The organism is Stenotrophomonas sp. YJH_SMC_16, from assembly GCF_059367875.1.
On the sequence record NZ_JCAFRH010000005.1, the window covers coordinates 59,686 to 72,008 of the forward strand.

Sequence of the window (12,323 nt, forward strand, 5' to 3'; positions counted from 1 at the left end):
AAAAAGGCAGTTCAAACTTTTGTCAATAGTTTGGGCTCCAATTACTTGACAAAACTTCAATCGGCCTCTTAATAAATGAAAGGCACTCAAAGCCCCACTCAACAAAACCGGAGATCAACATGTTCAAATATCTTTTCAATCACGAAAGCTTTTTAATTTCGGCAGGCTCACTGGTCACACTGGCTGTTCTTGCTTTGCTGAGCTGCTACGCGGTTCTCTCTGGCATCGGCCGCTTGATCAGCTGTGCCCTGGGAACGGGCGCATGAGACGCCTGATCACATGGCTGGTTGTCATCACATGCTTGATGATCGGATTTGATTATTTGTCAGAGAAGGCTATCGGAAGCATTCGGACAATAGAGTCGTCGCTTGCAAGAATGGGATCCAGATAAAGTAAAGGCCACTTAGAGTGGCCTTACTCTTGCCGAATTGGAGATATGGAATTCAAAGATCTCTTTCCAGAAGGATCCTCAAATTCAGTGCAGAAACAACAAGCGATTGAGAGACAGAGAACCGCCGACGAACCTCTGCGTAGGGCATGGACGGATGATCCGCAATAAACCTCGCCACCGCAATACGAGTCTCCTTAATTATTTCTCTCCGCATGCAAGCATTAGACTTCGCCGCGATCTGATGCACACGCTGCCTGCTTATTCCAAACATGCGGGCCAGGTCTGAATGTTTCTCCTTTCCATTCTTTAGCCGTGAAACCAATTTCGCTTTCTTGTTCCTAGTCATGCGCTTCATAGTGGGTTGACCCGTTGGTTCCGGGCCTGATCAATCAGGTTGCGCTTCCTGGCGTGTGCAAGCTTCAATTCGGTAGACTTAGGAATTAGCACTACCTTTGTCACGCCCTTCTCAGCTGTCAGCTTGTCGTCGCCGTTAATGGCCCAGGACTTGACCAAAGGATCGTTACCAGTGCTGACAATGGCCATAGACTTCTTAAGCTCGTAACGAAACTTCTTGAGCTCTTTCTCAGAGCCGCTTAGAACCCGCAACTCATCAACCGCGATGGGATAGATCACTCTGTGAGATGACAAGTAGTCGTGCAGCCAAAGCGCCAACTGATTTTTTCCGAGTGCGACCTTTCTTTCCAAGTCATTGCAGATAACTTCATTACCAAGCAGATCCATGACCTTTGGGTTGATTTCGATCTCGAAATGGCCTGTCTTCTCGTGACGCAGCGCTCCAACCAGCATCGTCCCAAAATATCGGTGCGTGTCCGTCTGATACCTGACGGTCGCTCCGACAAGATCTTCAAGCCGCTGGAGAATAAGATCTCTGTTCGTGCCACTTCTTGAAGACATGCCTAGCATATCGATGAGACGGTCTCCGCTGACCCTCACGACGCACGAGCCCTGCTCTCTCGTGAGAAGCAAGATCGATTGCCATACAATCGCGTGCAGCTGATTCAGTCTTGGCCCTTTGTATGCGATCTTAGTTCCCAGAACGTGATGCGCGGCTATGCTTCCGGACTCAATCCGCTCGCCATTAAACCGTGCCGTCCCGAACAGTGCAGACCTTACAAGTCCCATTGGAACCGGCGCAAGCGCAAGCTGTTTTTTATCTTTCATTTATATCCCCTTATCTGTTCCAATCACAAATAAGGCGAATATGATTTTTGTCAATAACGAAAGGTTTTAAAAGTGGAGACAGCGCTTCATTGACACTGCGCACTTACGCGGACCCGATGCGCACTTGTGCGGACCAAATGCGCACTTACTCGGACCAAATGCGCAGTTGTGCGGACCAAATGCGCAGTTACGCGGACCCAATGCCTCCGAAAGCCTTGGCGCATAAGGCCTGCGTTCGCTTAAGGCTTTAAGGTATAAAGGTTAAAGGGCGCTTCGCGCTTTTTTCGCTATCGCTCAGGGAAAATCAAAAGCAAAAAAGCAAAGCAGTAATCTCTTGTCACCCCTTCCGCCTTTGCCCCCTGGGAGGGGGCGGCGGGTAAGCTGGGGCTATCGCTTCACCCGGCAGCTGCGCTGCGGCTTCGCCCCAATGGGAGTTGAGGGGCCGCTTGGTTCGGCCTGGTGATGGGCGATAGCCCGTTCCACAGCCAGCCCCCTGGGGGGCGTTGGCGCAGGGGGGTTGAAGTCGGGGGTGATCTACGTTGTGATCTGCTTGCTCGCTTTGAGCAACAAGGGGATCAAGGATGAAATCACACATCGTATTCGCAGGAATTTTGCTGCTGAGCATTGCGCACTCGTCCCATGCCCAGGATCTTGGGAACTTGGCTTTCGACAGGTTCAACAACACGGCCAAGGGCCTGTGCGGCCCAAGCATCATCGAATACACAGGGGTCAATCAAAACCGAACTGATGGCCGCGTTGGCGGATGGAACTACGATGGAGAGGTGACGATGAAGGTCACGTCCGGGCAGAAGGTCATCACCCCGCCCTTGGGTGTAGGAAGAATCACTGCCGTGTGCCTGGGAGAGTCTCGGCCGATCCTGGTGGTCATCGAAGACAAGGCACCTTCCAAGCGATTTTTCAAAGCTTACGACGCGCGGAGTCTCGCCCCAATCAGCGAGAAGGAAGGTTGCAATTTCGTGTGTATGGAAGAAGCTGGCGTCAAGATCCCACCGAAGCTTGCTTCGTTTGATCCGCCGATTGACTGACCATAACGACGCACTCACTCAAGAAGAACGCCCATGTCTTTTTCAGAACACTTGCAATTGAAGGACGGCGAGACGCTTCGCCTCGACAGCTCGCGCGAGACAGGTTTTATGGGGAACGTTGACGTCGACAATTATTCAATCCTGAGCGCCGATGGCGAAGTGGTCGGCAAGGTTGAATACACTGTTGACACTGCCGTCAAAGGCTTGAAGGTGACATACAAGGTCGTCCAGACCGATCTTGAAGGCAAGACTGTCCTGCAAAAATTCTGGTAGAGCATGCCGTGCTGCAGACGAAGAAAGCCCCGGAAATCCGGGGCTTTTTTGTAGCTCAGTGCCAGCCGCTATCGATGCGATCCAGGTCGTAGTCGCGACCAATTTGGTGAGCGGCCTCGAGAGCTGAAAGATCGCCATAATGCTGTTTGAACTCGGCTTCTGAGAAGCCCGCTTCGTCGATGCTGATGCCAAACATCTTGGTGAAGTGTTCGTTTGCTTCTTTGAAGAATTTCGTGCTCATCATGTTGCTCCAGTTGAGCCAATTGCTCGCGATGAGTCGTAGGGAAGCGGCAAGAACGCATTGCACTGAAAGCCGAAACGCAGTGGAGGAGCGCGGGCGCTTGCAATGCGTTTAGCGACCAATCTTTGTCGCTAGCTATTTGCGAATTGGACCAAATAAATTGTGCTAGAAACCCTTGCCAAAAGAGTCAGTTGCCTTAGCCTGGTCAAGAGGAGGCACTTATGACTAATGAAGATCTGTATTTCGAAGAGACGGCGCTCACACCTGATGATATCTATCCGCCCTTTAGGCGGTTCGTCGCAGAACGGGACGGAGACGGGCTGCTCTTTAGCGTAACCGCTGATCAGACTGAGGCGGAAGGCCATTTCAACGACTTCGAGATCATCGATCTTGTCGATCTGGCTCTCATGCAACACCGAAGCATCTGGATCGGCTCATGAGCAAGACCGACGACTACGCGCGCAAATTTGCTGATCTCGTGATCCGCAGTCTGGAGAGCAACACAGCGCCTTGGACGAAGCCATGGAAGCCCGGCGAGGTCCCAGTAGGGCCGCACAACGGCGTCACTAATCGTAGCTACCGGGGCGGCAATTTCATGAACTTGCTCATGACACAGCACGAACGCGGCTATCAGTCTGCTGAGTGGTTGACGTTCAAGCAGATCGGGGAAGCCGGTGGCAAAGTGCGTAGGGGCCAGAAAGGCACGTCGATCCAGTTCTGGAAGACGACAGAGCCAAGTGCAGAGCAACTGGCTGAGGACCCAGCGGCAAAGAAGCGCATGCAGGTCTTCTACTTCACAGTCTTCAACCGCGATCAATGCGATGGCTTGCCTGGGCCGAAAGCCCAGCTCCAAGTTCCTGAGAAATGGCGACATGAGAAGTGCGAGCAACTGATGAGCGACTCGGGAGTTCCGTTCAACTTCAATGGCGGTGATAGGGCTTACTACCGTCCTGACATCGATCAGATCTTCATGCCTTCGAAAACTGCGTTTAAAAGCCAGGACGGCTTCTATACAACAGCCCTTCACGAGCTAGGCCACAGCACCGGCAATAAAAATCGGTTGGGGCGTGATTTATCGGGCAAGTTTGGTAGTGAGAGCTATGCTATCGAAGAGCTGCGAGCCGAGATCTTCTCCTACATGACCGGCGAACGCTTGGGTATTGGACATGACCCTGGTCAGCACACGGCCTACATCAAATCCTGGATCAAGGTCCTCAAAGATGATCCCAAAGAGATCCTCCGCGCGTGTGCGGATGCAGAGAAGATCTGCAATTTCTTGAAGGTCGAGCGCTATCAAGAACTTGAGCAGAACAATGTCCAGGCGCAGGAGCTAGCGGGTCAAGAGCCCCGTCAAGAACGGCCGGTGCGTAACGCGAGGGCGAAGACTGTCGATCCGTTGGCACCCGAACTGCTCGACGATCAGATCAAAGACATGAAGGCGCGGCGCAAAGCCAAAGAACTGGCGGTAGCGCTATGACTGAACGACTGCCACAGATCCATAATTCAGACCTGGAAGAGAGCCGGCAGTGCTACACACAGCCCGAGCAAGACCCCCGCCCCAAGCTCTTCGATTTTGGCAACCTAAGCCCAGAATCCCAGGCCATTTACGATGCAAGCCGCGCCGGATCGCGGTTCGATCACCTCATTGATCATGCCTTGCTTCTCGCTCGCATCCGGGGTGACAAAGAACCGCTTGTCTATGCTTCTGAGCCGGATGACACGCTCCCCGGGACCGCTCTCCTGGACGCTGTCGAGAACGGGCGCTGGAACGAAGCCAGAGGCCTTATCCGCTCACATGTAGACGTCAACACGACCAATGCGTTCGGACAGACTGCGTTGCACCTGGCCGATGACCCTGGGGTAATTGATGCGCTACTCCGTTTCGGAGCGAAGCAAGACATCGTGGACGACTTCGGTAACACACCGATACAAGCCGCCATGGAGCGCGGTGATCGCGATGCACAGCACTTGATGGTGAAATACCGATATGGAGCCGATTCGAGCGCCACCTCGATGCGCCGATGATGTTCAACGCTTAAGTCGGTTCTTTAGGACTTGACCCCTCGGTGAGCTCAGCTTGGCGACGTATGCAGCTTCTCCCAGCAGCGCAACCATGTTGCCGTCCCGATGCGGCATCTCAGGCCAAATCTGATCGGGGATCTGATCAAGGTAGATCGGTAGTTCAACCTCATCGTCCGGGCCGAGAGAAGCATAGAAGTCAAACGACGGCGGCTGCCAGCCATCTAACGGCAATGCCTTATTGACGATGATTGCGAATGCTATGGGATAGCACTTCATGATCATCACTTGCGAGGCAGTCTTAGTCCCGATGTAAGTTATAAACAGATCACGCGCGACCGTTCGTCCAGCGAATGGATAGACCCAATAGCAGACTCTACAATCTCGCAAGAAGGTCGATTGGTCGTTGAGCACATACTCGCCAAATTTCTGCGGGTCTCCCTCGTTGTAGCGATCGATGCCTAGCGCACAGATGTGACCTAACACTGCCCTGGCTACGAGTTGCGGCTTGACTCGAACGGTCTGCGATCCATCAAGCAGGATCGGTGTTCGCAACATCGCAGTCACCTGGTCTGCCATCGCCACGAGGGCCTTGTCGTAGCGTGACAACACGACGCCATTGCAGCGCTGGCAAAGGCTTCTGAACTTGATGCCGTCTGGCATCTTGGTGCCGGGAGGCGCCTTCTCTGCACCCAACTCAGAAACGAGATGGTTGAGTCGCAGAGCGATGTTTTGCGCCAGCGCTTTAGGCGGGATGTGATCTTCGGTCAAAGGCCCTACGGCGCCACAGATGTTGCACCTACCCGACTTTGGACCGATGACATTCATAACCGGCATCTATGATTCCCCAGGTCTTCCATCTCAACCGCGACGCTTGAACTTCAGAAACTTCGACTCATCATACTTGTGATAGCCGACTTCATCCGTGCTGAACGAGTATTGAACTTCGGTTACAGATCTGACTTCCATCGAACTAAGATCAAGAGAGAGCGTTTTCTCGCGGTTGTCGGAGTCTTCCCAGCCATCCCTATGGTCATGCGGCTCCTTGCCGTTCCACATGATTTCAGGCTGCATGAAGAAGTGATCCTCGTCATTATCCATCAGCTGCGAACTTCTTCCGAATTTGTATTGGATCTCCGCTCGATCTACCCGAGATGCCTTATGGAAAAGCACCACGTTGCGACCAGTCTCGTGCTCCCTTCTCTTTAAGGCTTGCGCAGATCTGAAGTAGATTCCATCAATTGAGACGCTCCGATGCGTCGCCAAATAGTCAGCAATCGCTTGGGTGATCAAGTAATCCTGCGCTTCGTTTTCAGGCATCACGGGCATAGTGAGGCGTTGCGTAAGTGATCGCAGAAAATCACACCTAGCATGTTCGGCCTTGGCCAGAGGATCAAAGAGACTTCTTGATGGGGATGGAACCAAGCGACCCAACTCATCAAGGTTCAAGAGCCTCAGTTCGCGCATGATTTCGAAGGATCCGACCAGCACCCTGCTTCCGACCGGTGGGCGCACCTCGGCAAGAGCCACAGTTGCGTCAGTTGCTCCGTAAAATACGGAAACACCGGATGAGTTCATCCTTCCCGCTCTTCCCTCACCTATAGGCAACGGTCCAAGCTCTCGCTCGGGATGCTTCAAAGCCGCTTCAAGCTTGCTGTCACCTTGGAACACGCGTGCCCGGAAGAGTTGACTCACGCTCTTCCCCGGCCCCGCAGATACAAAGACGTCAAAGCCCTCGGCGGTAACGTCCTCTGAGACCTGGCCGAACACCACGTCAAAGACGTCCACAACATCAGGATTGATGAGCCTTGCCTCATGCTTGAGGCTCTGGGAGACTCGCTCCCACTGATCACCTATTACAGCTCCTAGCTGACTGCTCCTGATGTAGAACGGATCCGCTTCGTCTAGATCACCTGTGCTCAAGCGACCGAGCAAAACGTCGGCAAGATCATTATTGAGCTCTTCTTCCACACCTGCCAGTTCCTCTAAACAGGAATGGATATCGTCGCCTGCCGGCTCGCGATCATGATAGACGACCGCATATGCGTCAGCAGTTCCTTCGTAGAACGTTTCAAAGGCCGCAGCACACTTGTCAGCTAGCTCATCCAGACTGATTGTGGGGCCCTCTTTTGCACAGTAGTCGCAAATTTCAATTTGTTCGCTAGCACCGATGATCTGTGCCAGAAAAGCATCTCCGACACAGCCATCGCAAACTCGATTATCCTCATTCATGAGCTGCCTCGGGCACAGGCCACATCCTGACCATCTCGGAGAACAGAACTTCACCGCGAGCACGGACTTCGTCTTCGCCCCAGGACTCCATCTTGTGGAAATACTGGGTGAGGTTGAGCTTCGAATACGTCAGCAGCTCCGGCTTCTTCTCGCCCCAGGCCTTGTGCTGGAGACCACTATTGAACTCGCCAGTGATGAGGGTCAGGTTTCCCAAGGTGTGAATGAGCAGGTTGCGCCGCGCAGCAAACTTCATCCTCTCCACATCATCAGTCAATGAACCAGGAAGGGGCCAGTGCTTTTCCCACGACTGGGGCATGACATGTTCGACCGTGAGATTTGTAGGCATAGTCAGCGCCTCGCTCTTGCCCGACCGGAAACGGTCGTCCAGCGCTTCCAGGACCGTCCTAGACTTCGTGACAGTGCGACTGGTGTAGAGCGGCTTCTCAAACACCGCCACACGTAGCTCATCGTCTGTGGGGAACTTGCTACTGTCACCGACACCCCGGATCAGCTGCTCGCTCACGGACCTTGCCGTGAGTTCGCCCGACCGTTCTACTGCCTTGATGAGGTCAACAAAAAATCGGTTGTAGTTCTTCGGTGTGAGATTGACGATCCAACGACGCATCAGGAACGATTCGAGGACTACCAGGATCTTGTTGAACTCAGCTCGGTTGTCCGGCATCAGCCGCGCATAGCTGTAGAGCAGGAAGGGGTAGACAGTTGCGGTGTTGATGGCACTCAAGCGACGCAGGAACAGGGCAAGCTCTGGATGATGATCTGGGCTGTAGAACTCCTGGAAGATGTCGCCAAACTTCGCCAGCTGGATGATGTGCTCTGACGGACTCTTTGGCGTATCAATGCCGACCACCGACACATCGGCCGAGTTCTCAAAGAATCGCTTGTATTCGTTGAACAGATGCGTTGCTCGCACCTCTTCTCTGAGCATCATGCTCAGGTAGTGGTTGATGAAGAGATCGATTCGTGGCCGCTTCAACCGGCCCTGTGTCACCTCCTCACGCCAGTAATCGGAATCGATCCGACGCCAGTGCTTCTCGTGGAGCCTTTCAACGTCTCCCTCCTTAGCCCCTGGCTGCTGGATAGCCTTGCGGAACAGGAGGTTCTTGATCAGGTCGGCGGGAAGGAGCGGTTCCCCTCGGTGGTTGAGCGTCTCAAAGATCAACTGGCTCTCGTCCCCAGCAGTGAGGTCGATGACAACTAGGAGCAACCCTTCGGTTACGACCTTCCAGATGCACTCGATGCGGTCTTCCGGCTTGGTCTTTGCAAATTCATCGGCACGATCCACATCGACATCATCGCCATTGACCCAAGCAGCAATGTTCGCAGCGAAGAAGAGATAAGCCTCTACCAGTCGGTTTTCAGCCAGGGTCTTGTCAGCCTTGACCAGAGATCTGACCTCATCGTCAGACGAACATGCATGGATAGCCATGAACGCAGCTCGATCCGCATTTGTGGGGAGAAGCTTGTATTTCTCTACCTCTTCATCGATATCGAGCACACCGTTCTCAACCAACGCGCCAAGTCGATGAGTCTGCTTCTCACTCCCCACCTTCCGGGAGAGGTTGCGTGCAGCCATCAAGAAGAGCTGCAACGTGGTGAAACGCTGCTGGCCGTCAATCACCAAGCGGGTCTGCACAGCGCCGGACTGGCTGGTTGCCAGCTCAAACACTGCTGCCCCGAGGAAGTGCGGGTGGGCACTGCCCTGGTAGAGATGCTTGTCCAACAGCGCTTCGATGTCCTCCCAAAGAGGCATCCAGTTCTCATCCTGCTTCCACACATAGGGACGCTGGAAGAGCGGGACTTGATACTGGACCGAAGGTTCCAAGAGCTTCCTAAGATTTCGTGTTGTCGCTTCCATTATTTATGCTCAGTTGGGGCAATCCGCGCTTGGCGCACGAAACGCGATATTAGAATTCTCAATTTTTGGTGCTGCCTGAGCGAGTCAGCCGCTCGGCCCGGTTGGTATGTTGAACTCGCGACCAAACGTATTCAGCACCTCTTGCGCCAGTTCAGGGTTGCTCTCACCCGCAACCATGATTGTCACAAGGACCGAAGTGATCCCGATTGCTTCGATGCTCTCAAGAGCATGGAAAACATCCACATCTGCATATGAGGCACCAATCTCGTTGGTGACCATGTAAGGCAGCGCAATCTGATTTCCCCCATGTGTGAAGCTATGCAGATGGTTGATTCCGTTTTGGTGTTGCATGGAAAAGATAGGGAAGCTTCGAAACGGCTCTTCTCGCTCTATGGCTTCGACCATCACGTTGGACGGCGGAAGTCGATCATGCGTGAGGAACTGGCCAGCCTGCTCCTCGGTCGCCCCAAGGAAGAACCAACATCCTCGCCTCAGCTTCTCATTCATGGGCCGCACCAGACTCAGCGCGCTGCCAACTAGGTCCGGCCCATAGTTCCCGATCAACAGGGTGGCTGCTCGTGCATCATCATAAGCCGCAGCAAGAAGGGATACGGCAACTCGATGAGCAAGGGTTGCATGCTCAGCCAACTGCAATCGCCCACGAATTTCGCCTGCACGGTTTAAGGCGTCGTTGACTTGCACCGACTTGTCATGGCTTCTCGTCATGGAATCACGATCCTATATCGCTCAGCCACGTCGCCTTTCCCTCGAAACCGCGTCCCGTTGAACTTTTTAGCCAGATGAGCGATGCCCACACCCGTTTCTCCACCGCCCAGCAAGGTAACCGTCTTACACCGAGGATGGTGCTCTTTTACGTCTCTCATGAGACCACGCAAGAGTGCTGTGCCAAACCCCTTGCGATCTTGCATCTTGGATGTCGCGAAATGGCCGATTTGCAACTCCGTCCCTTGGTCAATAAAAGCAAAGTTCTGAATGTGACCAGCGTCCAGGCTACCAATCCTAAGTCCAATTGCACGAAACGAGTTCGCTCCAACCGCACCCCATACGCCAAACTTACCTACTTCATTGCAGAGTGCAGCCCAGTAAGCAAAGTCATCATTCAACGCCCATCGAATCTCCTCAATGGTCTTACTGTCCAGATCATGGATGCAGAATTTCGTTACTCGCTTAGAATTGCTCACAAGGGCTTTCAGACGTTCGCGTCGGGCACGAAGTGCGTGGGCGTCTCGCAACGAAATAATTCTGCGAATGATCACGCAGCAACCCTATGTTCGTAAAAGGGATGTTGCTTGTCGTCCATGATGTCCTGCATGCTCTGTAAATTATTTGGGTCGGGATTGAGCCAAGCCGTGATGTGTTCTGGCTTGAGGTTGATGACGGTGCGGTCATGCCCCGCTTCTGCAACCTCGGGCTCCGGATCGTCAGTTACAGCAGCGCAGCTGTAAAGATCAGTCGCTTCACCTTTGGGGTCTGTCCAATGTGACCACAGGCACGCGATGAACATCGGCTCGTGCGTGCTTGGGTTGAACTGAACTTCACGAGTGACACCGTCCCGTTCGACCATCTCATAAAATTGGCTGGAAACGATGAGGCCGTGGGTGTAGCCAAATTGTTTGCGCCAAAATCGGGTCAAGTTGTCCCGGCGAGCGTTGTAAGTGCCCGAGACCTTGCCATCCTTTGTGCGGTCAACGCTGACGGGCTTGCCAGCGGGACGGCAGTGATAGCGCATCGGCCGAACGACAAGCTTTCCCTTCTCAGAAATCAGCACGGGCACATACCAGTCCGGCCACATGCGATTGTCCTTGACGGGATCGAGCTCAACGCGCTTAGCGTCAGCGATCCATCGCTTCATTTGCTTGATCTTATTCGTTGCAATGCGCTGCTCGTTGAGTGCCGTCTTCGTCTCTTTGACTGCAAGCTTCCTTTCAGCATCCGCCAAGCGCTTTGCTTGCTTGAACATCTCTTGTTCGCTGGCGTTGATCAAGCTGCTTTTGTAGTCCTGCACAAGCTGTTGGATCTGCTTTTCCAGATCGGTCTTCGGCTTGTTGAAGCCGCGATCCATGCCCTTTGGGATTTTTATTTTTGGGGAACTCTGGCGAGCGAGGTAGAGCTTGGCGAAATCTTTGATGTCGACGTCAGCATTGAACTGATCGACATAGCGGTGGTAGTCCGTCCAAACTTCTGCTGAGTAGCACATGGCCTATGCTCCGAGTTCTGACAGGATTTTTTTTATGCAAGCCTCGGTTGCTTCGACATCATTGAACGCCATGAGCGGCGCGAGATCGAGCGAAAGCTCTTGGCTCTTGTCTGCAATTTGAAAAAGGATCCGCGTCACCGCGTCGAAGTCAGCGTCAAGCTGCTCCCAACTAATCTTGGCTTCGTCGAAGAGCTCTCGATGCTGCTCGCGCTGGGTCGAATTATGAGAGAAGAGCTTGTTGCGAAACACGCGATATTTGTCGCAGATCGCCGCAGCTTCTGCTTCCAGCTCTGCCGGCACTTCTGTGCCATCTGCTCGGATCAAGCGAGCGAGTTCTGGGATCGAAGCACTTCCCTTGCTGTCTTCCAGCACCGCCACCAATCCCACGAACGTTGCGAGCTGGCAGGACCAAAGAATGGGCAGCGTAACGTCCTCCAAACCGCTGAGCCGGTCGGTCAGTCGCCTGGGGCTGTCTTCACCCAATGCAAGATTGAGTGCTTTGCTAATCGCGTGAGCCTGCCGTGTATCCACGAGTCTAGAAGTGATCAGGCGATAGACCACCACAGTCTTCGATTCTTCCATGTCCATACGCCCCTTCCTTAGGTCACTGCGCCCGGCTCATCTTCGCAGGCAATGCCGTGCCGGGTAAGCATGGCACTGATCCGTTGAGCGACCAACTTCTGGTGTGCTCCCGCGTTGTCCTCAATGACATCTGCCAGGCCTGCGAAGACTGCCCGGAAGTCGCCCGAGCTGGAGTGGGCCTGGATCAGCAAGGGAAGGTCGGTTTCAAGCGCGTTGAGTTGAGCTTCCAGCGTATTCAGCTTCGCAGGCATCGGGCCGGTCCT

16 protein-coding genes are annotated in these 12,323 nt (G+C 53.7%); 6 read left to right on the forward strand and 10 right to left on the reverse strand.

Going from position 1 to position 12,323, the window contains the following annotated elements; all coding sequences use genetic code 11:
- Positions 1 to 119 precede the first annotated feature (119 nt).
- A complete protein-coding gene (locus AC5P6E_RS12310; protein WP_495231021.1) occupies positions 120 to 266 on the forward strand; it encodes a hypothetical protein in 147 nt (48 codons plus the stop codon).
- Positions 267 to 742: 476 nt separating this feature from the next.
- On the opposite strand, the gene AC5P6E_RS12315 is transcribed toward AC5P6E_RS12310, so the two are convergent.
- Positions 743 to 1,573 (reverse strand): hypothetical protein, encoded by an 831-nt coding sequence (locus AC5P6E_RS12315; RefSeq protein WP_495231022.1) that lies wholly within the window; start codon positions 1,571 to 1,573, stop codon positions 743 to 745.
- 581 nt (positions 1,574 to 2,154) lie between these two features.
- On the opposite strand from AC5P6E_RS12315, the gene AC5P6E_RS12320 reads away from it, so the two are divergent.
- Together AC5P6E_RS12320 and AC5P6E_RS12325 are read left to right on the forward strand one after the other, a co-directional pair.
- Positions 2,155 to 2,619: a hypothetical protein gene (locus AC5P6E_RS12320; RefSeq protein ID WP_197649802.1), complete on the forward strand. Its 465-nt coding sequence runs from the start codon at positions 2,155 to 2,157 to the stop codon at positions 2,617 to 2,619.
- Between the two features lie 33 nt (positions 2,620 to 2,652).
- Positions 2,653 to 2,892 (forward strand): hypothetical protein, encoded by a 240-nt coding sequence (locus tag AC5P6E_RS12325; protein WP_197649801.1) that lies wholly within the window; start codon positions 2,653 to 2,655, stop codon positions 2,890 to 2,892.
- Positions 2,893 to 2,947: 55 nt separating this feature from the next.
- On the opposite strand, the gene AC5P6E_RS12330 is transcribed toward AC5P6E_RS12325, so the two are convergent.
- Positions 2,948 to 3,133 (reverse strand): hypothetical protein, encoded by a 186-nt coding sequence (locus tag AC5P6E_RS12330; RefSeq protein WP_495231023.1) that lies wholly within the window; start codon positions 3,131 to 3,133, stop codon positions 2,948 to 2,950.
- 221 nt (positions 3,134 to 3,354) lie between these two features.
- Here AC5P6E_RS12330 and AC5P6E_RS12335 point away from each other — a divergent pair, with 221 nt between their 5' ends.
- From AC5P6E_RS12335 to AC5P6E_RS12345, 3 genes are read left to right on the forward strand one after another with little or no spacing between them, the layout of a single operon-like run.
- Positions 3,355 to 3,573, forward strand: coding sequence for a hypothetical protein (locus tag AC5P6E_RS12335; protein WP_495231024.1), 219 nt, complete (start codon positions 3,355 to 3,357; stop codon positions 3,571 to 3,573).
- Positions 3,570 to 4,610 (forward strand): ArdC family protein, encoded by a 1,041-nt coding sequence (locus AC5P6E_RS12340; RefSeq protein WP_495231025.1) that lies wholly within the window; start codon positions 3,570 to 3,572, stop codon positions 4,608 to 4,610. Before AC5P6E_RS12335 ends, AC5P6E_RS12340 begins: the two co-directional genes overlap by 4 nt.
- Positions 4,607 to 5,158, forward strand: a complete 552-nt coding sequence (locus AC5P6E_RS12345; protein ID WP_495231026.1) for an ankyrin repeat domain-containing protein — start codon at positions 4,607 to 4,609, stop codon at positions 5,156 to 5,158. The genes AC5P6E_RS12340 and AC5P6E_RS12345 overlap by 4 nt, the downstream gene beginning before the upstream one ends.
- Before the next feature lie 3 nt (positions 5,159 to 5,161).
- Here AC5P6E_RS12345 and AC5P6E_RS12350 read toward each other — a convergent pair whose 3' ends face one another.
- From AC5P6E_RS12350 to AC5P6E_RS12385, 8 genes are all read right to left on the reverse strand, one after another.
- Complete coding sequence (locus AC5P6E_RS12350) at positions 5,162 to 5,980, reverse strand: hypothetical protein (protein ID WP_495231027.1); 819 nt, start codon at positions 5,978 to 5,980, stop codon at positions 5,162 to 5,164.
- Between the two features lie 33 nt (positions 5,981 to 6,013).
- A complete protein-coding gene (locus AC5P6E_RS12355; protein ID WP_495231028.1) occupies positions 6,014 to 7,384 on the reverse strand; it encodes an RES family NAD+ phosphorylase in 1,371 nt (456 codons plus the stop codon).
- Complete coding sequence (locus AC5P6E_RS12360; RefSeq protein ID WP_495231029.1) at positions 7,377 to 9,227, reverse strand: DUF262 domain-containing protein; 1,851 nt, start codon at positions 9,225 to 9,227, stop codon at positions 7,377 to 7,379. Before AC5P6E_RS12360 ends, AC5P6E_RS12355 begins: the two co-directional genes overlap by 8 nt.
- Before the next feature lie 117 nt (positions 9,228 to 9,344).
- Positions 9,345 to 9,986: a DUF6988 family protein gene (locus AC5P6E_RS12365; RefSeq protein WP_495231030.1), complete on the reverse strand. Its 642-nt coding sequence runs from the start codon at positions 9,984 to 9,986 to the stop codon at positions 9,345 to 9,347.
- Positions 9,983 to 10,462, reverse strand: a complete 480-nt coding sequence (locus AC5P6E_RS12370; protein WP_495231031.1) for a hypothetical protein — start codon at positions 10,460 to 10,462, stop codon at positions 9,983 to 9,985. The genes AC5P6E_RS12365 and AC5P6E_RS12370 overlap by 4 nt, the downstream gene beginning before the upstream one ends.
- 71 nt (positions 10,463 to 10,533) lie before the next feature.
- Positions 10,534 to 11,478, reverse strand: a complete 945-nt coding sequence (locus AC5P6E_RS12375; protein WP_495231032.1) for an SOS response-associated peptidase family protein — start codon at positions 11,476 to 11,478, stop codon at positions 10,534 to 10,536.
- 3 nt (positions 11,479 to 11,481) lie between these two features.
- Positions 11,482 to 12,066 (reverse strand): hypothetical protein, encoded by a 585-nt coding sequence (locus tag AC5P6E_RS12380; RefSeq protein ID WP_495231033.1) that lies wholly within the window; start codon positions 12,064 to 12,066, stop codon positions 11,482 to 11,484.
- 11 nt (positions 12,067 to 12,077) lie between these two features.
- Positions 12,078 to 12,311, reverse strand: a complete 234-nt coding sequence (locus tag AC5P6E_RS12385) for a hypothetical protein (protein WP_495231034.1) — start codon at positions 12,309 to 12,311, stop codon at positions 12,078 to 12,080.
- Positions 12,312 to 12,323: the final 12 nt, after the last annotated feature.

What these genes read in the sequence shown, in the direction of transcription:
- AC5P6E_RS12310 (WP_495231021.1), top strand. Translation starts at nt 120, where the DNA reads ATGTTCAAATATCTTTTCAATCACGAAAGCTTTTTAATTTCGGCAGGC.
- AC5P6E_RS12315 (WP_495231022.1), bottom strand. Translation starts at nt 1,573, where the DNA reads ATGAAAGATAAAAAACAGCTTGCGCTTGCGCCGGTTCCAATGGGACTT.
- AC5P6E_RS12320 (WP_197649802.1), top strand. Translation starts at nt 2,155, where the DNA reads ATGAAATCACACATCGTATTCGCAGGAATTTTGCTGCTGAGCATTGCG.
- AC5P6E_RS12325 (WP_197649801.1), top strand. Translation starts at nt 2,653, where the DNA reads ATGTCTTTTTCAGAACACTTGCAATTGAAGGACGGCGAGACGCTTCGC.
- AC5P6E_RS12330 (WP_495231023.1), bottom strand. Translation starts at nt 3,133, where the DNA reads ATGAGCACGAAATTCTTCAAAGAAGCAAACGAACACTTCACCAAGATG.
- AC5P6E_RS12335 (WP_495231024.1), top strand. Translation starts at nt 3,355, where the DNA reads ATGACTAATGAAGATCTGTATTTCGAAGAGACGGCGCTCACACCTGAT.
- AC5P6E_RS12340 (WP_495231025.1), top strand. Translation starts at nt 3,570, where the DNA reads ATGAGCAAGACCGACGACTACGCGCGCAAATTTGCTGATCTCGTGATC.
- AC5P6E_RS12345 (WP_495231026.1), top strand. Translation starts at nt 4,607, where the DNA reads ATGACTGAACGACTGCCACAGATCCATAATTCAGACCTGGAAGAGAGC.
- AC5P6E_RS12350 (WP_495231027.1), bottom strand. Translation starts at nt 5,980, where the DNA reads ATGAATGTCATCGGTCCAAAGTCGGGTAGGTGCAACATCTGTGGCGCC.
- AC5P6E_RS12355 (WP_495231028.1), bottom strand. Translation starts at nt 7,384, where the DNA reads ATGAATGAGGATAATCGAGTTTGCGATGGCTGTGTCGGAGATGCTTTT.
- AC5P6E_RS12365 (WP_495231030.1), bottom strand. Translation starts at nt 9,986, where the DNA reads ATGACGAGAAGCCATGACAAGTCGGTGCAAGTCAACGACGCCTTAAAC.
- AC5P6E_RS12375 (WP_495231032.1), bottom strand. Translation starts at nt 11,478, where the DNA reads ATGTGCTACTCAGCAGAAGTTTGGACGGACTACCACCGCTATGTCGAT.
- AC5P6E_RS12380 (WP_495231033.1), bottom strand. Translation starts at nt 12,066, where the DNA reads ATGGACATGGAAGAATCGAAGACTGTGGTGGTCTATCGCCTGATCACT.
- AC5P6E_RS12385 (WP_495231034.1), bottom strand. Translation starts at nt 12,311, where the DNA reads ATGCCTGCGAAGCTGAATACGCTGGAAGCTCAACTCAACGCGCTTGAA.